Origin of the sequence: Hominibacterium faecale (genome assembly GCF_020734085.1) — a bacterium.
In the GTDB taxonomy this organism is placed as follows: domain Bacteria; phylum Bacillota; class Clostridia; order Peptostreptococcales; family Anaerovoracaceae; genus Hominibacterium; species Hominibacterium faecale.
Window position 1 is genome coordinate 47,250 of the sequence record NZ_JAJAGH010000004.1, and the last position, 24,599, is coordinate 71,848.

21 protein-coding genes are annotated in these 24,599 nt (G+C 47.2%); 19 read left to right on the plus strand and 2 right to left on the minus strand.

Annotation, left to right across the window (positions count from 1 at the left end; all coding sequences use genetic code 11):
- Positions 1 to 186 precede the first annotated feature (186 nt).
- The 3 genes from LG211_RS05105 to LG211_RS05115 all read left to right on the plus strand — a co-directional run bounded on the left by LG211_RS05105 (position 187) and on the right by LG211_RS05115 (position 2,994).
- Positions 187 to 450 (plus strand): hypothetical protein, encoded by a 264-nt coding sequence (locus LG211_RS05105; RefSeq protein ID WP_148394961.1) that lies wholly within the window; start codon positions 187 to 189, stop codon positions 448 to 450.
- A 41-nt stretch (positions 451 to 491) separates the two neighbouring features.
- Complete coding sequence (locus LG211_RS05110) at positions 492 to 1,808, plus strand: acetyl-CoA hydrolase/transferase family protein (protein ID WP_148394963.1); 1,317 nt, start codon at positions 492 to 494, stop codon at positions 1,806 to 1,808.
- Between the two features lie 61 nt (positions 1,809 to 1,869).
- Positions 1,870 to 2,994 carry a 4-hydroxybutyrate dehydrogenase gene (locus tag LG211_RS05115; protein ID WP_148394965.1) on the plus strand — a complete coding sequence of 375 codons (1,125 nt, stop codon included), beginning with the start codon at positions 1,870 to 1,872 and terminating at the stop codon, positions 2,992 to 2,994.
- An 88-nt stretch (positions 2,995 to 3,082) separates the two neighbouring features.
- Here the strand turns inward: LG211_RS05115 and LG211_RS05120 are convergent, their stop codons facing one another.
- Positions 3,083 to 5,626: a winged helix-turn-helix domain-containing protein gene (locus LG211_RS05120; RefSeq protein ID WP_269477096.1), complete on the minus strand. Its 2,544-nt coding sequence runs from the start codon at positions 5,624 to 5,626 to the stop codon at positions 3,083 to 3,085.
- A gap of 220 nt (positions 5,627 to 5,846) precedes the next feature.
- On the opposite strand from LG211_RS05120, the gene LG211_RS05125 reads away from it, so the two are divergent.
- The 16 genes from LG211_RS05125 (at position 5,847) to LG211_RS05200 (ending at position 24,298) form a co-directional block, all read left to right on the plus strand.
- Positions 5,847 to 6,983: an InlB B-repeat-containing protein gene (locus tag LG211_RS05125; RefSeq protein WP_269477097.1), complete on the plus strand. Its 1,137-nt coding sequence runs from the start codon at positions 5,847 to 5,849 to the stop codon at positions 6,981 to 6,983.
- Positions 6,984 to 6,988: 5 nt separating this feature from the next.
- On the plus strand, positions 6,989 to 7,306 hold the full coding sequence (locus LG211_RS05130) for a four helix bundle protein (protein WP_227755233.1): 318 nt from the start codon (positions 6,989 to 6,991) through the stop codon (positions 7,304 to 7,306).
- Positions 7,307 to 7,348: 42 nt separating this feature from the next.
- Entirely contained in the window at positions 7,349 to 9,322 is a 1,974-nt protein-coding gene (locus tag LG211_RS05135; RefSeq protein WP_227755232.1) for an alkyl/aryl-sulfatase, read from the plus strand.
- 13 nt (positions 9,323 to 9,335) lie between these two features.
- The gene (locus tag LG211_RS05140) at positions 9,336 to 10,133 is read left to right on the plus strand and encodes a hypothetical protein (RefSeq protein WP_269477098.1); all 798 of its coding nucleotides are present in this window, start codon (positions 9,336 to 9,338) and stop codon (positions 10,131 to 10,133) included.
- Positions 10,134 to 10,145: 12 nt separating this feature from the next.
- A complete protein-coding gene (locus LG211_RS05145) occupies positions 10,146 to 13,952 on the plus strand; it encodes a hypothetical protein (RefSeq protein ID WP_269477099.1) in 3,807 nt (1,268 codons plus the stop codon).
- Complete coding sequence (locus LG211_RS05150) at positions 13,949 to 14,113, plus strand: hypothetical protein (protein WP_253019635.1); 165 nt, start codon at positions 13,949 to 13,951, stop codon at positions 14,111 to 14,113. Before LG211_RS05145 ends, LG211_RS05150 begins: the two co-directional genes overlap by 4 nt.
- Before the next feature lie 176 nt (positions 14,114 to 14,289).
- On the plus strand, positions 14,290 to 14,643 hold the full coding sequence (locus LG211_RS05155) for a DUF4190 domain-containing protein (RefSeq protein WP_148394976.1): 354 nt from the start codon (positions 14,290 to 14,292) through the stop codon (positions 14,641 to 14,643).
- 110 nt (positions 14,644 to 14,753) lie between these two features.
- The gene (locus LG211_RS05160; RefSeq protein WP_227755227.1) at positions 14,754 to 15,593 is read left to right on the plus strand and encodes a DUF975 family protein; all 840 of its coding nucleotides are present in this window, start codon (positions 14,754 to 14,756) and stop codon (positions 15,591 to 15,593) included.
- 12 nt (positions 15,594 to 15,605) lie between these two features.
- Complete coding sequence (locus tag LG211_RS05165) at positions 15,606 to 15,890, plus strand: cysteine-rich small domain-containing protein (RefSeq protein ID WP_148394981.1); 285 nt, start codon at positions 15,606 to 15,608, stop codon at positions 15,888 to 15,890.
- A gap of 152 nt (positions 15,891 to 16,042) precedes the next feature.
- Positions 16,043 to 17,149, plus strand: a complete 1,107-nt coding sequence (locus LG211_RS05170; protein WP_148394983.1) for an ATPase — start codon at positions 16,043 to 16,045, stop codon at positions 17,147 to 17,149.
- 58 nt (positions 17,150 to 17,207) lie between these two features.
- On the plus strand, positions 17,208 to 18,413 hold the full coding sequence (locus tag LG211_RS05175) for a carboxylate--amine ligase (protein ID WP_148394985.1): 1,206 nt from the start codon (positions 17,208 to 17,210) through the stop codon (positions 18,411 to 18,413).
- A gap of 41 nt (positions 18,414 to 18,454) precedes the next feature.
- On the plus strand, positions 18,455 to 19,177 hold the full coding sequence (gene cuyB, locus LG211_RS05180; RefSeq protein ID WP_148394987.1) for a cysteate racemase: 723 nt from the start codon (positions 18,455 to 18,457) through the stop codon (positions 19,175 to 19,177).
- The gene (locus LG211_RS05185) at positions 19,174 to 20,688 is read left to right on the plus strand and encodes a Mur ligase family protein (protein ID WP_148394989.1); all 1,515 of its coding nucleotides are present in this window, start codon (positions 19,174 to 19,176) and stop codon (positions 20,686 to 20,688) included. Before cuyB ends, LG211_RS05185 begins: the two co-directional genes overlap by 4 nt.
- Positions 20,689 to 20,700: 12 nt before the next feature.
- A complete protein-coding gene (locus LG211_RS05190; RefSeq protein ID WP_253019636.1) occupies positions 20,701 to 21,972 on the plus strand; it encodes a chloride channel protein in 1,272 nt (423 codons plus the stop codon).
- A gap of 37 nt (positions 21,973 to 22,009) precedes the next feature.
- The gene (locus tag LG211_RS05195; protein WP_148394993.1) at positions 22,010 to 22,486 is read left to right on the plus strand and encodes a flavodoxin domain-containing protein; all 477 of its coding nucleotides are present in this window, start codon (positions 22,010 to 22,012) and stop codon (positions 22,484 to 22,486) included.
- Between the two features lie 369 nt (positions 22,487 to 22,855).
- Entirely contained in the window at positions 22,856 to 24,298 is a 1,443-nt protein-coding gene (locus LG211_RS05200) for an APC family permease (RefSeq protein WP_227755224.1), read from the plus strand.
- Positions 24,299 to 24,323: 25 nt separating this feature from the next.
- Here the strand turns inward: LG211_RS05200 and LG211_RS05205 are convergent.
- The coding region (locus LG211_RS05205; RefSeq protein WP_269477100.1) for a hypothetical protein at positions 24,324 to 24,599 on the minus strand (276 nt) is incomplete at its 5' end.

The window sequence follows — 24,599 nt, forward strand, 5'->3', positions numbered from 1 at the left end:
GTAGTAACAAAAATGATAATAGGCCGCTGTGGGCATCATACCGTAGCGGCTTATTTTTTAACGATATCGGGCAGGAAAAATTTGACGCCTGCGCGTTTCCGGACGGCCGGGCTGCCCAGTAATGCAGCGCGTGCGGATGGAAGCGGCGGCGCATAAAATAATTGACGACAAAAGGAGTTATGGCAAATGAAGTGCGGAGTAAGGTTTTGCGGTGGGTGTAACCCAAGATATGACCGGGGCAAAGCTCTTGAAGAAATAAAAGAACAGCTGAAAGATATTGATTTCGTTCATGCTGCGGAGGGTGAACTGCACGATTTGCTGCTGGTCATCGGCGGATGCACCAACTGCTGTGCGTCTTTTGATCAGTTCAAGACAAAATTAGGTGTCCTGAAAATGTGGGATAAGACCCATATTGAACGGATCTGCGATGAAATCGAAAAAAAAAATTAGAATTAGAAAAAAGTTAATGTTTAAACGGAGGATGCAAAACTATGGACTGGAAAGAAATTTATGAAAGCAGAAAATGCTCTGCTGATGAGGCGATGAAACTGATTCAGTCAGGCGACCGTGTTCTGTTTGCTCATGCTGTTGCCGAACCTCAGATTTTGGTAGACGCAATGGTTGCGAACAAGCACCTTTATAAGGATATCACGGTATCTCACATGGTTACACTGGGCAAGGGCGAATATTCCCTGCCGGAAAACCACGACGTATTCACATTCGAAGGCTGGTTTACAAGCCCGAGCACGAGAAAATCCATTTCTCAGGGTCATGGTGAATTCGTTCCGGTATTCTTCCATGAAGTGCCGAAATACATAAGACAGGACATTTTCCATGAAGATGTACTGCTGGTTTCCGTATCAAAACCGGACGAACACGGATTCTGCTGCGTAGGCGTTTCTTCCGACTACACGATGCAGGCGATCAAATCCTGCAGAACAGTTTTAGCAGAAGTAAACGATCAGGTTCCGGTTGTATTCGGCGATACATTCGTACATGTAAGCGAAATCGATGCGTTTGTTGAAAATTCACATCCGCTCTTCGAAAGCAAGCCGGCGAAAATTGGACCGGTTGAAGAAGCGATCGGCAAGAACTGCGCATCCCTCATTGAGGATGGAGCAACTCTGCAGCTGGGTATCGGAGCCATTCCGGATGCCGTACTTTCTCAGCTGGGCGAAAAGAAACACCTGGGTATCCACTCAGAAATGATCGCTGACGGCGTTGTTGACCTCTATGAAAAGGGCGCAATCGACTGCAGTGAAAAGGGGATCGACGAAGGTAAAATGGTCGTAACTTTCCTCATGGGAACCAAGAAGCTGTACGACTTCTGCGATAAAAATCCGATGGTCGAAATGAGACCGGTAGACTATGTAAACCATCCTGAAACTGTGGCTAAGTTAAAGAACCTGGTATGTATCAATGCTTGCGTGCAGGTAGACTTTATGGGACAGATCGTTTCCGAGTGTATCGGTACCAACCAGATTTCCGGCGTCGGCGGCCAGGTTGACTTTGTACGTGGCGCAGCCATGACTCATGATGGAAAAGGTAAAGCGATCATTGCAATGCCTTCCGTAACTAATAAGAAAGACGGCAGCAAGATCTCCAAGATTGTTCCATTCATCGATCACGGCGCTGCAGTTACAACTTCAAGATGCGATGCAGACTACATCATCACCGAATACGGTATTGCTGAGATGAAGGGCAGAACGCTGAAAGACAGAGCAAGACAGCTGATTAACATCGCTCACCCTGATTTCAGAGAGGAACTGAAAGAACAGTTCAAAGAAAGATTTAAGGATGAATTCTAAACATGCGAAAGCATGGTTAATGGTTTAAAGTTAATTGTTAAAAGAAAAGAGAGGTAACATTATGCAAGCTTTAAGAGTAGTACCTGCAATTCATTATTTTGACACGTTTAAGGAATTCAACGATGAATTCAAATTAGGCAAAGGCGACCTGCTGGTTACAAACCAGTGGATGTATGACCCGTATGTAAAACCGCTGGGAATCGATATGCCGGTTATTTTCCAGGAAAAATACGGAAAAGGCGAACCGTCCGATGAAATGATGGACGCTATGAAAAAGGATATGGACCAGTATGAATATGACAGAATCATCGCATTTGGCGGCGGTACAATCGTAGATATCTGTAAAGTCCTGGCTCTGGATATCCCGACAAAAGCTCTCGATCTGTACACCGGCGATGTCGCTCCTAAGAGAATGAAGGAACTGATCGTTGTTCCGACAACCTGCGGAACTGGTTCCGAAGTAACCAACGTTGCTATTGCGGAACTGAAAGCTTTACATACGAAGAAAGGTATCGCAGTAGAGGAAACATATGCTCATACTGCAGTTCTGATTCCGGAATCTCTCCAGGGACTTCCTGACTATGTATTCGCAACAAGCTCGGTTGACGCTCTGATTCACGCCATCGAATCTTATCTGTCACCGAAAGCTTCTCCGTTTACAGAAATGTATTCCCTGAAGGCGATCCAAATGATCATGGATGGTTATAAAGCGATCGTTGCTGCCGGCGGAAATACAGCTGAAAACAGAAAGCCTTTCCTGAAAGACTTTTTACTGGCATCCAACTATGCTGGAATCGCTTTTGGTAATGCCGGATGCGCTGCCGTACACGCACTGTCCTATTCCATCGGAGCTGCTTTCCACGTTCCTCACGGTGAAGCGAACTTCCAGTTCTTCACAGAAGTATTCAAGATGTACATGAGAAAGGATCCGAACGGCAAGATTGCAAAAGCGAACCAAATCTTTGCTGATGCTCTTGGATGCGGACTGGACGTTGTTTACGAAGAATTGGATAAATTCCTCGGTAAATTCCTGGATAAGAAACCGCTTAAGGAATATGGCATGACAGAAGCTCAGATCGATGAGTTCACTAAGTCAACAGTTGATAACCAGCAGAGACTTTTAGGAAACAACTATGTATTCCTGACAGACGATGAAATCAAAGAAATCTTTGCGAACCTGTACTAAGAAAAAGCACAAGTTTAGAATCGTATTATAAAAACCGCGGCGCCGGCATGATCACATGCTGGTGCCGCGGTTTTTTCGTGGAATTGCTTTAAAGCAGGCCCAGCTCCCGGGCCTTCAAAATCGCATCCATAGCGTTGTTGACGCCCAACTTTTTATAGGCTGCCGAAATGTGAGTCTTTACAGTGGGAAGCTTAAGACCGGTCAACTGACAGATTTCACTATTGCGATGCCCTTCCGCCAGCAGTTCGATCATGCGCTGCTGCTGAGCGGACAATTTAATGGGCTTGCTGTTAATTGCAAGGTGGAAGGTGATGCCCTTTTGCTGTTTGGACATTTCGTGGGCCGCCAGCAAAATTTCGTGCACATAGGTCCGCCGAAGCTCTCCGTTATAATCATTCCGATTGATTTTTGTCCAAAGCCTTTTCAGCACCGGAAGGATGGAAGCGCCTTCATCCGCAGCAGTAAGAATAAAGCCAAAGGGCTGGAGCACCAAAAGGGCCTCTTCCAATTCTTCCTCCGCTTCCCTTTTCTTTCCCACGGCCCAAAAGAGCGATGCCAGCAGAACGCAGGCTTCGGCCAGATCCAGGGGCCGACGGACATTCTTTCCAAAGTCCTTCAGTAAAGATAAATAATGAAGTGCGTTTTCCGTGTCCTCCAAAACCACATAGGCCCTCGCAGTGGTAAAATGCTGGAAAGAACGGAACAACTCAATATGATCGGTCTCGATTACATAATAATTTTCCAGCCAGGCGGAAGCGGCTGATTTATTTCCCTCGTATAGCTTGAGCCGAGTCCGATACGCTTCCAGATTGGGGATGAAAAACTGGGCGGAGGTACGGGTGATTTCCGTGAGCCGGTCCAACACCCGGCGAGCCTGTATATACCTGCGCTGCCGCCATAAGATACTGTGCTGGAGGATCAGCATGCAGATCAGCCCCTCATCTTTATTTTCTTCGCCAAAGGCAGTCAGCGCTTGTTCATTTTCAGTCAGCGCCTCTTTTAACCGGCCTTTTTCAAAAGTAAAACAAGCGGTAATTCCATATTTAATATAATTCCACTCAGCCCCCAGAAGCACGGCAAAGGTTTTATCCAGCTTTTCCATACTGTCCGGATCCAGAGCCAAGTCCGAATAGTCCAGATTGCTCCGATGCATGTAAGGCATATTGTGGCTGAAGGAAGCGATGTTGGTGGCCAGACCGCCTTCTGTGAATTTTTTTACATAGCGGCCGAACCGCTTGAATTGGCGGATTTTGGTCAGCATGCCGGTGCGGTGATCGACGCTGTAGGCCAAAATCGCATATTCCACAAATTTGGAATCTCCCAGGGCGATCCGGGGAAGAGCTTTATAGACCGCGTCCATATGCTCCTCAAATTCCCGATGATGACTGGTGAGGTAGTAATACCAAGCGCTCAGTATATGCAGCGCCGGCACCTGTTTAAATGCCGCTTGGGGAAAATCCTTGACAAAGAAGGTTCGAAGAAAATCCGCGTAATCAGCAATAATCCCCTTATTATTTTCAAAAAGAAATAAATAAAGATAGGTATCGATGCCATTATAGTCGCCGCTGTCCAGCCAAAAACGCAAGGCGCGGGAATAATCCTTCTTGTCACGATAATATTCAGCGGCCTTTTTATACAGGCTGCTGGTTTTGCGGCCGCTTTTGGACAGCTGCTCCCGAAGGAAGTCCAGAAACAGATGGTGGTAACGGTATGTATCGCCGTGGAGACGGCTGAGGAACGAATTTGTCCTGCTGAGCTGCTCCATGATATAGTCTGCGTCGCTGCGCCCGGATAGGATAGAAGCCAGCTCAATGTCAAATTCATCTGCAATGGAGGTAGTGAGACAAAACTCCTGCAGCGGCTCCTCCCATTTATCCCATACTTGCGCCTTAAAATACTGATCAAAGATATAACCGCTTTTGGGGCTGATTTCTCCGCTTTTTGCCATAGCGTTGACGCCCATGGCCCAGCCCTCCGTAGCCTGATAAGCAAAGCGGGATTCCTCGGGAGTCAAAAAACGTCCCAGACTGCCGAAATATTCACGGATCTCGTCTTCAGAAAACCGCAGATGATCCGGCGTAATGATCTGCACACCTCGGTCATGGATCAAAGGTTCCAACTCTTCGGGCAGTTCATGGCGTGAGAGTATCAGCACGGCAAAAGAGCGGGGGAGCCTGCGGATCACAGAGGGCAGGGATTTACGAATCTCGCCGCTTGTAATCATGTGCATATCATCAAGAACCAGAGCATAAAAGCCTTCTTCCGGCACCATTTCCGCCAGCAGCTGCACCATGTGCTCCACAGGGGAGGCGGAAAAGGCAGGATCCGTTAAGACTTGCTTCATGGCCTGATTTTCCGGCTGTATGGAAAAAATACCGGTGGCCATCTGCTTGTAAAAAACAGAGGGTGCGTTATCGTAAGAATCAAGGCCGATCCAAACCGGCTTTCTCTTGCTCTCCGCTAGCCAGAGCAGGGTGGATACGGTTTTTCCGCTGCCGGCGGGAGCGCTGACATAGACCACGGACTTCTCAGCCGCATGGTGGAAGGCGGAACGCAGGTTAAGGCGGGGCGCGTAAACTTCTGGCAAAATATTGGGAGCAAATTTATCGCTGAGAAAATTCAATTCGGACATGTTTCTGTCTCCTTAATGCAAGATTCTGGGGTCAAAGGAACTGGTAGCTCTAGTATACGACAAAAGACGGGCTTCGACAATGTTTGCATTAAAAAACTCATACTGTTATATTTTTAACGAAAAATTTGCAAAGAAAACCTCATACTGGACGATTTTAATTAGAGGCAGAATCCATTAAAATTTATCTAAAGATATTTTGGAAACGCGAAAGAAGGATATTATGAAAAAGAAAAGAAGCTTTGCAGCAGCAATCATTATGCTCCTGCTGGCATTTACCTTGGTGCCAACTGCGGTGTGGGCCGCTTGGAGCTATCAGTACTATCAACCAGATATCGAGGCGATCGATACGCTTTCTGACAGCCGTGGTTTAAAGGCGTCAAAAAGTGATGCGTGCGAGCCGATGGATGATTGGCCGTTTGTTCTTGAGTGGGACCACTACAACGGCAATCGGTCCATAAAAATTTTAAAGTTAGAAAACAAAGACCTCTATGGAGAGCTCAAGAATCTTCTTTCATCTTTACCAAGCCTTGCAAACCTGGATCTGTCCGGAAATAGCCTCTCCGGGGAGATCACACTGGCGAACCCGGAGCTGGCAACTCTTGACCTGTCGGATAATCAGTTTACGCGCGCTGACCTGAGCAGCCTTGGCAAGCTATCGTCATTGAATCTTTCCGGTAACCCCCTGCAGGAAGTAAGGTTGCCCGGAAATAATAGGATCATAAGAACGGCCAGTGAACCGCACAGCGGCGGTACCGTATCGCATCTGGAACAATTGTCACTCCATGGCGCGATGTCTCTGGAAGCAAAACCGGCGTCCGGTTACGGATTTGTAAAATGGAAGTACGCCATTGATGCGGAGCCGTCCGTAGCCGCGTCTTTGAAGATCGATCCAACAACTAATCCGATTTCTTTTACCCTGCCGGAAAACACAGCGATTGAAATGACGGCAGTTTTTGCGCCGCTGCATTCCATTACTGTAACCACTGAAGGAAACGGTACGGCAGCGCCATCGGGATTGACTGAGGTGACCGAGGGAAAGGATGCTGCTTTCACCTTCACACCTGCGAAAGGCTGGAAGATCAAATCAGTAAAGGCGGACGGAAAAGAACTGGGGGCCTTGCAGGGTTATACCTTTTATAATGTGATTCAAGATCACGTTCTCCACGTGGTCTTTGAGAAAAAACAGGTTCAGTCCGCCGCGCAGACAGATAAGGGCTCTGATAAATCTGATCCCCCGGATCAAAGCGACAGTCCGGCCACGGGAGATGCTTTTCCCATTTATTTTTGGCTGGCGCTTGCTCTCCTGTCCGCTGCGGCCATGACTGGAATACTGGTTATGAGGAAAGCCGGGAGGTGATCAGATTGAATATTAGCGAAAAAGGATTCAACTATGCCATACGCACTGCGGAAGTGGTTCGCTATTTAAAGGATAGCGGAAAAAACTTTCCTCTCTGCGAACGGCTTCTGGCCTGCGGCCTTGAGACAGGAATGAACTGCCAGGAGCTGTTCAAGGGGGAAACGGCAGAAGACATCCTCCGCAAGCTGGCACTCTATAAGATCAAAGAAGCCGATTACATCATTGAGATGGCGGTATACGGGGGCTATCTGACTGAGCTGCAGAGTGTTCATATCCGAGAAGACGGAGAGGAATTAATCAAATTGCTGAATGCGACTGTTTAAGCAGTGCAAAACAAGGAATGTGATGTGGGAAAGGAGGCAGATATGAAAAAGAAAAAACGAATCTGCATGTTAGTGCTGACAGCCGTATTGGCCGTATCCGGCGCAAGCTGCGGCAGCCAGGCGGATTTAAGCGATACATCCAAGGAAGCCAGCGCAACCACCAAAGAAGCCAACGGTCAGGTATATGCGGCCCTGGACTTTAAGGATCAGCAAGAAAAGGAATTCGCGGAAAAGGGACTCATCGCGGCTCCCGAGAATCTGGAGCTGAAAGATGAAACCGGCAAAGTGATCTGGAGCCAGAAAGCCTATAATTTTGTGGAAAACAAAGAGGCGCCGGACACTGTGAACCCCAGCCTTTGGCGAAACACCCAGAACAACCATCTCTACGGTTTGTTCAAAGTAACAGACGGTATTTACCAGGTCCGCGGCTACGATATGACCAATATCACGTTTATCGAAGGCAAGACCGGCTGGATCGTCTTCGATCCTCTCATGAGCACCGAATGTTCCAAAGCCGCTATGCAGCTGGTTGACAAAGAGCTGGGCAGGAAACCCATTAAGGGAATTGTCATGAGCCACCCTCATGTGGACCATTACGGCGGCATCAAAGGCATTGTTTCTGCGGAGGAAGTGAAGAGAGACAAAATCCCGATCATCGTGCCCCAGGGCTTCGAAGAGCACGCGGTCAGTGAGAACGTCTACGCGGGCAATGCCATGGGACGCAGGGCCGGCTATCAGTACGGGACCATCCTTGACAAAGGACCGAAAGGCTCCATGGCCATGGGCATCGGATTAGGCCAGTCCACGGGAACCGTTTCCTATATCTCCCCGAGCGATGAAATCAAAAAGACCGGCGAAACCAGGACTGTCGACGGCGTTGTCATGGAATTTCAGATGACCCCTGGCACCGAAGCGCCGGCGGAAATGAACACCTGGTTCGCTGATAAAAAAGCCCTGTGGATGGCAGAAAACTGCACCGGCACTCTGCATAACCTCTATACCTTAAGAGGCGCGCAGGTGCGGGACGGCAACGCCTGGGCAGAATATATCATGGAAGCCCTCAGCAGATACGGAAAAGAGGCGGAGGTAGTATTCCAGTCCCACAATTGGCCTCACTGGGGAAATAAAGTCATAGGCCAGTACATGGAAAACACGGCGGCTATGTACAAATTTATTAATGATCAGACCTTAACGTACATCAATCAGGGCTACAATTCCGACGAGATCGCCCACATGATCAAGCTGCCGGAAAACCTGGAAAAGAACTGGTACACCCGCCAGTATTACGGCACTGTCGCGCACAACGCAAGGGCAGTCTATCAGCGTTACATGGGCTGGTACGACGCCAATCCGGTGAACCTGAACAAACTGCCGGTCAGCGAAAGCGCCAAGAAATATGTGGAATACATGGGCGATACCGGCGAGATCCTGAAAAAAGCCCAAAAGGATTTTGACAAAGGTGAGTACCAATGGGTAGCGGAAATTACCAATGTGCTGGTCTTTGCGGATCCGGAAAACAAGGAGGCCCGTTACCTGTGCGCTGACGCATTGGAGCAGCTGGCCTATCAAGCCGAGTCCGGTACCTGGCGCAACGCCTACCTATCGGGAGCCAAAGAGCTGCGGCAGGGTACCACCAGCGACAATAACCTGAAAGCAACCGGCAGCGCGGATTTGAAAAAATCCATGACCCCGGAAATGATGCTGGACTATATGGGCATCCTGCTGGATTCCAACGCGGCCCAGGATCTGAATCTGACCATCAACCTGGACTTTACTGATGAAAGCAAATACCTGCTCACCGTCAAATCCGGCGTAGTGCTCTATCAAAAAAACACCAGCTCAAAGAACGCAGACGCCACACTGACCATGCCGAAAGCGGGCATGGCCGCTATCCTTGGAAAAGATGAAGCGGCGCAGAAAAAAGCCATTAAAATCACAGGCGATCAGGACGTAATCAAAAAGCTGACCGAGCATATGGTGGAATTCGAGTATTTCTTTAACATTGTAGAGCCATAGGGAGGAAACAGTCATGAAGAAAAAACTTGTATGTCTGGGGCTGGCGCTGATATTAGGCGCAGCGCTTACGGCCTGCGGGAAAACGGACGATGCTTCAATGGACGGCAAAGAAGCGCTTGACGCCGTAAAGAGCTTGCAGGAAAACTTGCGTACAATCAGCAGCGCACAAATCCATGCCAAGATCGAAAGCACGATGAAATCTGGTGACGCTTCAAAAACTACGACGGCAAAAACCGAAGTAAAAGCCGAACTGGCCGCGAACCAGAACAAAGGGACGGATATGAAAATCAGTCAGAAAGAAACCATAGATGGGGTGGAACGCCAATCTACCATCTACATAAAAGGAAAGCAAGCTTACCTTGATACCGGGACTGAAAAAATCCGCGCTGCCGCAGACCAAATTCCCGTCACTGCAGCTGCTCTGGGTCAATATCTATTGGATGGAATCAATGAAGAAACCCTAAAAAACCTGGACAAAAAGGAAGAAAAAGATGGGTATGTCTATCAGCTGACGGTAGACGACGGCCAATTTATGGAATACCTGGGAAAAATCGCGGTTCCATCCGGAGCTGCGGCCTCGGATACGGCAGCAGATATAGAAAAGCTAGAGCTTCGGATTACTGCGGATCAAGGAAACATACCGAAAACAGTACAGATGGATTGTGTCTACAGCATGGATCCTGACAGCAAAGGAGAGAAACCGCTCCGGGAGAGTTATCAGGCGCAGATAGAGTATCGCAGCATTAATTCGGGTTTGACAATCGATTTTCCCGATTTCAGCCGTTATAAAGCGATAAATACAGAAAAGTAAGGGGTGAGCGAAGTGATAAGAAAAAGAATAGGGATTTTTGTTATATGCTTTGCCTTAGTGACAAGTTATTTGCTGGGCGGCGCTTTTGTAAAGAAAAATGAAGCCCACGCTGAGGTTGTTGCGGATTGGGCCATAGGAAAAGTGTTAGATGCAACACTAAACGTAGTCAATGGAGTATTTTTAAAGCTGATGGGCGAGGCGATCGACAATACGGAAAACGAAACACTGAAAAACATTGAACAGTTTGTAGTAGATGCGGACAATCTGTTCCTTGCAGGCGAAGCTGACCACTCCTCCGAACAAATATTGGAGGAGCTGAACGCCATAAGCAACCAAATCGACACCATGGACCAATCGATTCAAGGTGCTCTCAATCAAATGTTCCAATATGATGTAAAAGGCCAGGTGGAGCAGCTGCACAAAGGGATCAATGGAATTTATATGGAATTATCGCGAACAGAAGACCTGTATACCGCCTACCTGCAGGCTGCTTCGGATTACTCGCAGGCGGTTTTAGACCAAAGCGAGGGGAAAGCAAATGATGACAAAGTGGAAGATGCAAAAATAGATTTTAATAACAGCAGAAAAAACCTGGAAAAGGCGTTCCGGCAATTGGATTTCAAGAAAAAACTGGATGGGATAGCCTCCTATTGCTGTGTCCTTTATCCAAGCTATGAAGCAAATGCAGCCTCCGGAAGATCCGCAAACACCAAACTGTCCCAAACCTATCCGGGACAATTATGGACCTTACTGAATATAAGCGTACCTTTTGACCATCAGAAGTATGAAGCAATGACAGCTGCGGCCAACGACTGCGCGCAGGTATTCGAGTTAGCATTACGGATGAATCGGGTTTACTTTGACTATTATAGCGCCAAGTACGAGAATGACCCTGACAAGAAAAGTACCCTGAAAAACATGTCAAAGCAATATGAGCAGATGGCCAATGGTACGATCAACGCGATCAATGATTTAACCAGGCAGTTTACCGGATACCAGGAAATGGATTCAAAATACAAAAGTTATGTGGATTTGAAAATGAATATCCCCGCCCTGATGCGGCCATACGATGTTCAGACGGCAAAAGACCTGAATTACGCAGAGAAAGATACGCATAAAACATATTATCGGCCTGCCGGCTGGCTGCCTCTGCAAAGTAAAGAAATCTATACAGCTTGGTCTGCGAATACGAGACCGCAAATGAATTTTTATAGGATCGCCATAGATGGAACGCCATACTTATTTTTAAAAGACCCGGGAGTCAGCGGCGAAGGCGTAGTCTATAGAGAGGAAAAAAAAGTAGATTCTGATTGGTCTTATTGGTATTATTACGGACAGGATTATTTCAATCTACTGCGGACGAGTGATGGGTTTTACTCGATGCCGGGAACCTATGCCGATGTGGCGGCGATCACAAAGAGCGATGCCTATAATGCCGTGAGCGGGAACCTTCTTGACTATCTGAGAAAAAACGGCGGGCTTTCCGGTCTCCCGTCCAATGCTGAATATGTGATGACAAGGGATGGAAGAGGGTATATGCTGCCTCGCCTAACTTTGAAGGCCAATAACTATACAGAAATGGCATACTGGTGCAGTACGACCTTAAACAAAGACAATCCGTCCAAAGCCCAGGCCAAAGTGGATCTTGAAGATGTCAACTATAATAGAAGCAAACTCATTGCAATGCTGGCAGGCGACAAAAATAAGAAAGAACAATCCTCCGTCTCCGTGAGCCTTTCCGACCAGCGGGGGAGCCTGACGGTAACAGATGAAGAAGGAAATTCCATCAGCGGCAAAGTACAAGCAGGAAGGACGCTGACGCTGAAACTAAAAGTAGAAGAGGGCGCTAAGCTCCGCAGTCTCAAATGGGTTTCTAAGGATTACAAGACAAAGGTGGATATCGCAACCGGCGATAGTCTTGAACTGATGAAGGCCGATAAGGATGGATTTTATACCTTCACCTATCCCATGTCCTATCAGGACTGCACCTTCCAGGCTGACTTTACCAATGCGGAAGAAGAAGGCGAAGGAACAGAGGAGAATCCATATCTCATTTCATCTGCGCAGGATTATGTGGATTATGCGACAAAAGCAAAGGAAGATGATACATATAACAAAGCCAATTACAAGCTTACTGCTGATATTGACTTTTGGAAGGAAAAAGCTAGTAGGAATGCAGTATTAGGACAAAACAAAGAAGGGTTCAACGGAACCTTTGACGGCGGCGGCCATACGATAACCGGGATGGATTGGTGGGGCGCGTTTGATACTATCGGCAAAGATGGGGTTGTCCGTAACCTGCTGATTACGACGGGCGACCAAAGATTCCTTGGTTTCATGTCCCTTATAGCAAGAGAAAACAATGGGTTGATAACAGGCTGTGGAATCCTGGGCGATAAGACAAGGCCTGTGACCAATTCGTATGATGGTGTAATTGGGGCAATTGCACAATCAAATGGCAAGGCAGGAACAATAGAAAACTGCTATAATTCCCTTTCCATAACTGCCAATGGCAAATACTCGAGGCTTGGAGCGATAGCCGGCGATAATGCCGGAATCATTCGCAACTGCTACAATACAGGAGATTTATCAAGCGATAGCAGTTTCAGCTATAATCGTAAGGCCAGCACTGTATTTAACTGCTATGATGCCGGAATCGTCAGAGGCTCAGTATTCAGCGGTGAACAGGGCGCTGACATCCGGGATGTATTCTACCAGACAGGAAAGGATGTGTATTCATCTCAGGGGATCGGCCTGACCGAGGAACAGATGAAAGGCAATGATCTTCTTGCGGCTCTCAACAAAAACGTCACCAAGACCGAAGACCTGTGCCGGTGGATCATCAAAGAAGGGACCAATAGCGGCTATCCGATCCTGGGAACCGTACCGGACCGCTATGCTCTTTCCACCGACATCAAAGGCAAGGGCAGCCTGATCGTGGCCGATGAAGAGGATAAAGAAATCCACAAAGCCGTCAGCGGCCAGGCCGTGAAAGTGACGGCCACCCCGGAGGGCGGCAGGCAGGTAGATAATCTGAAGCTGTACGATGAAAAAGGGAAAACCATCAAGAAGCTGGAAGTAAAAGCGGACGAAAAAGGAATTGTCAAAACCAGCTTTGCCATGCCGGAGCAGAATGCGACCGTGCATGTAAAATTTGCCAAACAGGAAACACCTGAAGCAGGGCGCAAAGAAACCGGCGGTAAAGAGGAAACCGGGCAGAAAGACAGCGCTGTCCAAAAGAAAGGCAGCGGCCCGATCTACGATAAGGCGGTCCTGACTGACAAAGACACCGGTATCACAGTTACCGGCGATGAGGTCGATACCAGAGCGGTCCTTAAAGTAGAGGCGTACGATGAAACCGACCCGCGGCATGAGCAAATTGAGGACGCTGCTTCCGATGATGTACTGGCATCCTATGATGTGTCCCTAACCCTGGTCGATGAGCAGGGAAAAGAGATCAAAGCGGACACACCAAAATTCAAAGGAACCCTGGATGTAGCCTTTCCTATTCGGGAGTCTGATCGGGAGAAAGATCTGAAAGTCCTCCATGGAAGCGAGGACGGCCTCAAATTTGAGGACGGGGGGCTAAAAGACGACGGCCTTTACCATGTATCCGTTACTCATCTGTCGCCTTTCGCGGTAGTGGAACACCAAGAAGACCTGAAGGCTGACCTGAGCGCAGGGGAAACCCTTGACCCGGGCAGCGGCGGCAGCGCCCGGATTTGGATCGTCATCGCCTGCATTGCGGCGGTTGCCATCACTGCATCCATCATTTTAATCGTTAGAAAACGCAGGAAAGAGAAAGGGACATCACAATGAACAAAGAGAGGCAGACTATGAAAGCGATCGCCCTGACATTGTGCCTGTGCCTGCTCCTGGGGGTCTTTGCCTTTGGAAATCCACAGGCAGCCTATGGGTGGACGCCGTCGGAGCAAGCGCAAGAGCGATGCTACGGTAAACTCATCGTGGGACCAGAATAAGAAGTATGACCAGTCCTTCTATAATGAAATCATGAAAATCCTGCCAGAATGAGCTATTGATCTGGCAGGATCTTTTTCTGCAAGAAAATGCTGACATTCATGTCGTTTAATACGCTTGCTCGTGATATAATATAAGTAGAAACCAATATCGAACTAGAGAACAGCGAGGTGACATTATGGACGAAAAGAAGAGAAGGGCAGAAGAGCTGAATCTTGCCAACGAAAACGAAGAAGTGGAAACCATCATCGAAGAGATTGAGGAAGCGAAAGGAAGCGTTTACCGGCAGGCCATGAACGAGAAAGCTGTGATTGCCTTCACCCTGGGCGTGCTCAGCATCGTTTTTATCTGGCTCTTTATCTTTGCAGCCCCGGTTCTAGGTGCTGTGGGAATCCTTTTCGGCGTTCAGGCCAGAAAGGAAGCAAAAAAGACTGCTTACGGCGGAAACGGCATGGCTGCGGTAGGGCTGGTCTGTTCCATCGTCGCTCTGGCAGTCTCGGTGATAAAACTGCTGGTGGATCTGACCTTTTAACCAAATCCAATTGTGCGGCCGTCATTGACACCGTAAATGTTCTATGATAATCTAAAACTTAACTTTGTAAGGGATTTTTTTGACATTCAATTTAAGGAGGAAGAACAGAAATGAATAATATCATCGTACTGGAACCCAGTTCAAACCTGCGGGCGCTAGGGAGGAACGCTTTGGCAGGCAAGTGGAAAATCGCAATCACAGCGGTTCTGATTTATCAGATCTGCGTTACGCTGCCGGCACTGATTTTGGACCAGCTTTTCGGAAAGACGCTGGCGGAGCTATACGGTAATATCTATTATGACAATTCCTATGGAATGGCTTCCGATATCGTGGAAGGAATCAGCTACGGCGCGCAAAAGATATCCACCATGTCCGGTGTCTATATTTTTTTGGTGACAGGAGCATTTACCCTTGGACTGACGATCTTTTTCATCAATTTGTTCCGCGCAAGGCAACTGGACGTGGCACAGGTGTTTTCCGGATTTGAACAGTTTTTCAAGGCATTAGGTCTGATGTTTATGGTTGGATTGTTTACTTTCCTGTGGACATTACTGCTTATTGTTCCAGGTATCATTGCCGCGATTCGTTACAGCCAGGCATTTTTCATTCTTGCCGATGATCCCAATAAAGGGATCATGGAATGTATTAATGAGAGTAAATGGCTGATGAACGGGAATAAAGCCAAGTATTTCTGCCTCCAGCTATCCTTTATCGGATGGCTCCTGCTCACTTCATTTGCCATTGCCATCGTCAGCGAATTCTTCTTTGCATTTATCGGCGGATCGGTCATGATGGTAGTGATCGATTGGATTTTAGGATTGGCGATCTGCTGGGTAACTGCTTATATGACAGCTACAGATGCTGCCTTTTACGATATATTGAGAGGAAACCTTCGCGCCAATACTAAGGATGATTCCAAGATCAATACTTATACGCCGGGACAGTTCTAAGGAGGTAATGCGGTGAGTCAGAAGCAGGAACAAAAAAACTACCAGTTTTTCAGCCATAAGGACTGTGAATTTTTCCCGTGTCACCAGGTTAAAGATCCTCAGCAGTTCAACTGTTTGTTCTGCTATTGTCCTCTTTACGCACTTGGAGATCGCTGCGGGGGCCGCTTCAAATACACGGAGACGGGGATTAAGGATTGCAGCGACTGCACCATTGTTCACAGCCCGCAGGGCTACCAATATGTGATGGGAAAATATCCCCTGCTGGTAGAGCTGACAAAAAAAGAAGCCGGTGAGTAACCGGCGCACTTTCATGATTGAATTTAACAAACGGCAAGTTTTTGCGAAAGAAAGTTTTCATTCGCAAAAATTTTGCCGTTTCCTTTTTGTCACATGGATGTGCCTCCTGTGCATAGTATAGGAAAGGTAAACTTAAAAGGGGGAAATATATTTTGAACGGTAAAATCAGACATATCTATCCAGGCGGAAACACACCGGAGGGCTTTTTCTCGTATTATCAATACATATTGGGACAGCAGGAGGCCAATCGCATCATCTGCCTCAAGGGCGGACCGGGAGTGGGCAAATCCACCTTTATGAGCAGGATTGGCGAGCACTTTGTCGAGCGGGGTGAAGATGTGGATTTCATGTGGTGCTCTTCCGATGCATCCTCTTTGGATGGAATTGTCCTCAAGCAGAAAAAAATCGCCATCATCGACGCGACCAGTCCCCATGTGGTGGATCCGGTCAATCCGGGCGCAGTAGACAGCATCGTTCATCTTGGCGAATTCTGGAACGGGGAAGCGCTGAAAAAATGCAAGAGCCACGTCATGGAAAGCAACCGCAAGATCAAACAGTGGTTCGGTTATGCGTATAATTATCTGGCAGCGGCAGGAGACCTTTCCGACGCCTTGGCTGCGGCTTATGAGGATGCTATCGAAGATGGGGAACTGTACAAGATCGCCGCGGGAATCGTAGGCGATGAGCTGTCTCATAAAGAGATTGCTCTCAATCCGGGGCAAATGAAAAAACAGTTCGCCAGCGCCATAACGCCGGAGGGCGTGCAGCACCATCTGGACTCGCTCATCGACGGCTATGAAAGGCTGTATATGATTACCGGACCTGTTGGTCTGAGCAATGCCAGGCTGCTGAATATCATAGCCGAGAGCGCCATTTACCGGGGCCTGGACGTGGAAGCCTTCTACTGTCCGATGAAACCGCAGGTCAAACTGGAACATCTTCTCATTCCCCAGCTGAAAATTGCCTTCCTTTCTTTGAACCAGTATCACGACTTGGAGCCATGGGAACGGGAAGAGGAGATTCATCTGATCGATATGAATGACATTATAGGATGGCCTAGGCTGGAGGAAGCAAGACCCATGCTGGCCGACTGCGGAAGACGGATGTCAGAGCTTATCAAAGAAGCCACAAAGTGCATTGTAAGAGCAAAAAAAGAACATGATCGATTAGAGAGCTATTATATACCCAATATGGATTTCAAAAAAATAGATGCTCTTAGAGATGAAATCATTGGTAAAATTGAAGAAAACGTATTATAATATAGGGTAAGGTTTTGCGCCTTTTTAACAGACTAGAGAGTAAAAGAGGAGAAACACGATGGATAAAAAATTCGTACCATTACTTTTTGCAGGAGATATAAATGTCTGCAGTGTGGCCAGGGCGTTCCATGAGGCGTACGGGATCGTTTCCAGCGCTTATGGAAAATATCCCACCGGCCCCTGCATGGACAGCAAGATTATAGATTATAAAGCCGATGAAAAGGCAGATGAACAGGAAACATTCCTCAGGCTGGTTAACGAGTTCGCAGCGGACCATAAGGATGAAATCGTCCTTTTGATCGGCTGCGGCGACAGCTATGTCCAGCTGGCCAGTCAGAATAAGGACAACTTCGCAGAGAACGTGATTGCGCCTTATATTGACATTGATCTTATGAATGACTTGATTCATAAAGAAAAGTTTTACGCCATGTGCGAGAAAGTGGGCGTGGATTATCCTACGACATATGTGCATAAAAAAGAGCTGGGGCTGAATGTGAAAGCGCCCTTTGAGGGACCGTATATCATTAAGCCGTCCAACGGCATTGAATACTGGAGACATCCTTACCCAACCCAGAAAAAGGTCTACAAGGAAAACAGCTGGGAGGCCAGTCTGTCGGTCCTTTCGGATATTTATGGCTCCGGATATGAGGATTCGGTCATCATTCAGAACTTTATTCCCGGCGACGACACTTACATGCGTGTGTTAACCAACTATTCGGACAAGCACGGTGAAGTTCAGATGATGTGCCTGGGGCATGTGCTGCTGGAAGAGCATACGCCTCATGGACTGGGCAACCATGCTGTCATTATCACCGAAAAAAATGAAAAAATTATGCGTCAGTTTAAAGCGCTGCTGGAGGAAATCGGATATGTGGGCTTTTCAAATTTTGATATTAAATATGATCAGAGAGATGGAAAATATAAAGTCTTTGAAATCAATACCCGTCAGGGACGAAGCAATTACTATGTGACCGGGGCCGGCGCTAATATCGCCAAGCTGCTGGTGGACGATTATATTCTGGACAAGCCTATGGAATTCCAGGCTGTAGAAAACGAGCATATGTTTACGGTCGTACCGAAAAAAGTGGCGTTCACCTATATTCGGCCGGAAGAATACAGGGAAAAAATGCGCAGGCTGATGGATGCCGGAAAAGTGTCCAATCCGCTCATTTACGGACCGGACCGGGGACTGATTCGTAGACTGCGCATCTTCAAGAATATGCACAGACATCATGCGGCTTTTAAAAAGTACTACGAATTGTAATTGGCCGATTGCCAAGAATAATTAAAAAATTGGAGAATGGGATGAAAGATAAGAAGAAGGTACTAGGTGTGATCGGGGGAATGGGACCACTGGCCACACAACTATTTTACAAAATGATGATTGAAAATACACAGGCCTGCAAAGATCAGGAACATATTAACATGGTTATTTTAAACCATGCCACCATGCCGGACCGGACTCAGGCGATCATGGAGGATCAGCTGGACGACTTGCTCAGCCGTCTTTCAGAGGATGCGGATACGCTGGAAAAAAGCGGGGCAGATTATATCGCGATTCCCTGCAATACCTGCCATGTGCTCATCAATGAACTGCAGGAAAAAACCAGTCTGCCGGTGGTCAATATGATTAAAGCCGCAGTTAAGGAAATTGTTCATACCTACGGAACGGGAGCAAAAGTGGGAATTATGGCAACCGACGGCACGGTCAAGATGGGCCTTTATCAAAAGGAGTGCCGGGCGCAGGGGCTGATCCCCATCATACCGTCACCGGAAAACCAGAAGCTGGTTATGAAAATCATCTACGATGGAGTAAAAGACGGCGGACCGATCGATTATGATGATTTTGAAGCGGTGGAGACAGAATTCCGGGATCAGGAATGTGACTGCGTAATCATGGCCTGTACGGAGCTTTCTTGCTTTAAAGAACAATACCAGCTGTCGGATTATTTTGTGGACGCCATGGAGGCGATGGCCAAGGAAGCGGTCGTACTCTGCGAAAAAAAGCTTAGGAGGAATGATAAATGATAAACAGGCTGCATTTACTGAAGGAATATATTGCAATACTGGACAAAAACGGTCTCATTGCCGAAATGCGGATACCGGAAGAAACGATGGAGAAAAAGGTAAACTATGTATCCTTTAATTCGCAGGATATCCGCTACGACACCTTGTTCATCTGTAAAGGAGTCCACTTTACCGTCGATTATCTTCTGAGCGCCCTGGATGAAGGCGCTTTTGCCTATGTGAGCGAGGTGAAATATGATCGGGAAGCGCCGAATGCGCCATATATCATCGTCAACAATATGCGCCGGGCCATGGCGCTGATGGCGGACTTATTTTACAACCAGATATGGAAAGAACTGACCATAACAGGCATTACCGGCACCAAAGGAAAATCTACCACCACTTATTTTATGAAATACATTCTGGATGAATATCTGCGGGATCAGAAAAAGCCTGTCAGCGCCGTTATCTCCGGAATTGATAACTACGACGGCGTTATCAACGAAGAATCCCATCTGACAACCCCGGAAGCACTGGATTTGCACCGCCATTACGATAATGCGGTAAGAAGCGGAATTGAATTTCTAACCATGGAGGTATCCAGCCAGGCGCTTAAATATGATCGGACCTATGGTATTACCTTTGATGTGGGCTGTTTCCTGAACATCGGTACAGACCATATCAGCGATGTGGAGCATCCCAGCTTTGAGGATTATCTGGCGGCAAAAATGGTGCTGTTTGGACAGTGTCGGATTGCCTGCATCAATATGGAAAGCGATTATGCCGGGATGGCGATTGACGCGGCGGCAGGCAAGGCAGAAAAGCTGATTACTTTCGGACTCAAACCGGAAGCCGATCTTTATGGATACGAAGTAGAACCGGGCAAACGGGGCATCTCATTTAGAGTCAGGTGTGACAGCTTTGATGAAGATTTCAAAATCGGCATGACCGGACTGTTCAATGTGGAAAACGCGCTGGCGGCGATCGCCATATCCTATGGGCTGAACATTCCAATGGAATACATTAAAGCGGGGCTGAAAAAAGCCCGGGTCAGCGGCCGGATGGAAATCTATACCAGCACAAGCGGAGAACTGGATGTGATCGTCGACTATGCTCACAATCAAATGAGCTTCGAATCCCTGTTCCAATCGACCAAAAAGGAATATCCAGGAAAAAAGATCACTATCGTTTTTGGATGCCCTGGAAAGAAGGCTTTCGGACGAAGAAAAGAGCTGGGTGAAATCGCAGGTAAATATGCGGATAAGGTTTTTATCACAGAAGAAGATGCGGGTGAGGAACCGGTTATGAAAATTTCCCAAGAGATCGCCAGCCACGTACATGAATACGACTGCGAATGTAATATTGTTGTCGACAGGGAAGACGCCATTCGTCAGGCGATCGAAACAGCTGACGACAATACGGTAGTGTTGATTACCGGAAAAGGTCGGGAAACACGTCAGAAAAGAGGTACCCAATATGTGGATACTCCATCGGACGTAGAATATGTAGAAACCTTTCTGGCAGAAAAGTAAAGGATACTTGCAATGGAGAAGATCACAAAAAGAAGTCTGGGCGTGTTCGCTCTGTTTGCTCTTTGCTTGGGAGCGGCTGCGGGAGCTGTCGTCTGGGCCCTTTTAAAAGTCATGAATTTGGGAATTCATCTCCTATGGGAGGTGATTCCCAAAAACGTTGGACATCCTGTTCTATACACGTTTATTGTCTGCCTTGCAGGAGGCCTTTTGATTGGCCTGTGGCAAAAAAAATTCGGAGTACTTCCGGATACGCTGGAAGATGTTATGGCAGACTTGAAGAAAAATGGTACATATCCCTATGACCGGCTGCATATACTGGCAGTATCGGCACTGCTGCCGCTTATTTTCGGCGGTAGTTTGGGTCCGGAAGCCGGCTTGACGGGAATTATCGTTGGTCTGTGCTGTTGGATCGGTGACCGGCTGAAATATAAGGGCTCTGAGGTAAGAGAGCTGGCGAATGCGGGAATTGCCGCTACGCTGGGTGTGATTTTCAACTCTCCCTTTGTAGGGATTGCCAACAACTTTGAAAATAAAGATCTGGAAGATGAGCAGCCTCTTAAAACGCCTGCGGAAAAGCTGGACATGAAAAAGGCCAAGACTCTGGTCTATGTAGCCGCTGTTGCCGGCGCGCTGGGGGCTATGGGCGGATTAGGACAATTTTTCGGCGGAGGAATGGGCATTGCCAGATTTGGACGTGATGTGGACATTACCATTTCCGACTGGAAATGGTTTGCGCTTTTTGTGCTGATCAGTATATTGTGCGGCATGGCCTATATGCTCTGCGACCGGATCACCTCAGCATTGGGCGGAAGGATCGCTGACCATCGGATCGCCAGTTGTATGTTAGCGGGGCTTTTTCTGGCAGCGCTGGGGACGTTGTTCCCCTGGACCATGTTTTCAGGTGAGCATGAAATGGCGGAAATGATGGAAGTCTGGCAGCAGCAGAGTTTTGCACTTCTGTTTTTGACCGGTGTGGTCAAGCTGGTTCTTATCAATTTATGCGTTAATTTGGGATGGAGAGGCGGGAATATTTTCCCGATCATCTTTGCAGGAGTTTGTATAGGCTACTCCTTAGCTATGCTTACAGGGGCAGAACCTGTATTTGCAGTGGCGGTATGTGTGTCCGCGCTGTGCGGGTATATCATGCGCAAACCCCTTACGGTCATCGGCGTGCTGCTTTTATGCTTTCCCATGACTATTATCATTCCCATGGCCACAGCCGCTTATGTTGGAAGCATAGTCCCAGTATTTGGAGTATTAAAGAAAAAAGGAAAAACGGTATAAATGTAGAAAAAGACAACAAAAGAACAAGGAGGGTATTATGAACGTACTGATTGCATATGCAAGCAAGACCGGAACCACTGCCAAATGCGCCAAAATTTTAAAGGCACTGGTGGATGATGCGACTTTGTGTGACCTGACCAAGGAAAAGCCGGATCTGAGCCAATATAACTGTGTTATTGTAGGCGGAAGCATACGGATGGGTGCGCTTCATAAAGCCTCTAAAAATTTTATACTTCGCAATAAAGAAACGCTGATGCGAAAGAAATGTGCATTTTTTACTTGTAATTGCTTTACTGGACAGACAGATATGTACATGAAAAAAAACATTCCTGGAGAATTACTGAAAAAGGCCATTGCTACCGGGAGTTTCGGAGGAGAAATTCCCTTGGAAGCACAAAAGGGATTTGATAAACTGATTATGAAGCTGGTAGCCAAACGGGGTACTCGTTCTGAAAATGCAAAACTTCATACATCCTCAGAAGCCATTAACAAATTTGCTGAAAAAATTAGATAAAGAATAGAATTCGATTTTGGATAAAGTCGGAAATAAGTTTCCTTTTTTAATCTGTAAAAAGTGGAAATATATTTCCGACTTTTTTCTTTGACCGTCTTACTGTCAGAATTGACAGATTTTTTATTGCCGCTGGTTGCAAGGGGACCAGGACTGATTGTTGTTAAACTTTTAATTATGGCATGTTTTTTGTAATATATAGTTTTACGCAATAGATATAAAAATTTTTAAATAAGGAGGTGGCCGTAGAAAGAAGAAATGCCATAGAGGACCCTTGTCAGGTAATTTATGGAGGACAGAAGAACAATTTACGAGGAGAAGGATTGTTCTAATGAACTTATTAAATTATTTGTATTACAAGGAGGAATCACTATGAGTCACGGAGGAAGACAAGAACTTCAAAAGTCTCTAAACATGAAAGACGTTTTGGCGCTGGCCTTTGGAACGATGATCGGCTGGGGCTGGATCATGCTGGCAGGATCCTGGGTTGCCAGCGGCGGCGTAATCGGAGCGATTTTAGCTTTTGCGCTTGGCGGTATTATGGCATTATTTGTAGGTATGACCTATGCGGAACTAACACCGGCACTGCCACTGGCAGGCGGGGAGCTGGTCTTTTCTTATCGGGCAATGGGCTATAACGCATCCTGGTTTACCGGATGGATGATCACGCTGGCTTACATTGGCGTAGCAGCTTGGGAAGGCCCTGCCCTTGCCAACGCGCTGGGCTTCTTATTCGGGAATCTGCTCCCGGATTTAGGCGTTCTTTACCAGATACAGGGATCCGAGGTTACAGGAATGTTCCTGCTGATCGGCTGTATAGGAGCGATAATTTTGTCCTTTGTTAACTATCGTGGAGCAAAGGCCTCTGCCGTATTTCAGACGACTGCCACCATCGCCATGGCCATCGGCGGTATCGCATTTTTCTGCGGAGGCGTTATTAAGGGCGATATCGGTAACATGATCCCGGTGTTCACAGACGGCAAGGGATTCGTAGCAGTCATCCTGGCCGTACCAGCCATGTTCGTCGGCTTTGACGTAATCCCGCAGGCTGCCGAGGAAATGAAAATACCCCTGGGCAAAATCGGAAAGGTGATGATCATTGCGATCGGAATGGCGGCCGCATGGTATATGATTATGATCCTGGGCGTAGCTCTTTCTGCTCCGGTGGATGTCAGAAACGGTTTTGCATCAGACCCCAATTCTGTACCGGTAGCCGATACGTTCGCTTATGCGCTGGGACACCCAGTATTCGGAAAACTGATGATTATCGCGGCCATGTGTGGAATCCTCACTTCCTGGAATGGTTTCATTGTAGGCGCAACCAGAGTTTTATTTTCCATGAGCAGAGCCAAGATGCTGCCGTCTATCTTTGCAAAAGTTCACCCGAAATATGATTCGCCTGTAGCAGCGATTCTGCTGGTGGGACTGATTACCGTTTTGTCGCCGCTCCTTGGAAAGAGCGCGCTGAGCTGGTTTGTAAACGCAGCTGCCTTCGGAACAGTGGTCGCATATTTCATGGTATCTCTGTCGTTTTGCGTACTGAGAAGAACAGAGCCTGATCTAGAGCGGCCGTTCCTGGTAAAGGGCGGGAATGTCATAGGAATCTGCGCAGTCCTGGTAGCGCTATTCTTTATTTCTCTGTACTTGCCGATCTACAGTCCGACACCGCTGGCACCGATTGAATGGGCACTGGTAGGCGGCTGGATCGTGCTTGGCATCATTCTATTCATTGCTAACAAGTGTTCGATCAATGGCAAGGCATCCAAGGAAGAAGTCGAATATCTGATGTTTGGTAACGACTATAAACGGTTTTAACTCGGAAAAAAATTTCCATATTATTTCATGGGAGAAATTGTAGAATTCTCCAATATTCAGAAAAATTAAATTTAGCCGGTGTGTAAATTTCAACGATTTCCGCCGGCTTTCTACAAAAATTATGTGTTGAGTTTTTAACTATGGCACGATTTTTGTAACTAAGTAATAACAGATGGATGATCAAGGAATCTGCCTGTACGGCAGAATTCACAAGAAAACTCAAGGGAGGAAACAAAATGTTAAGAGAAGCATTACCGAAAATCGTAACACCGTTACCTGGTCCAAAGGCAAAGGAAATCAT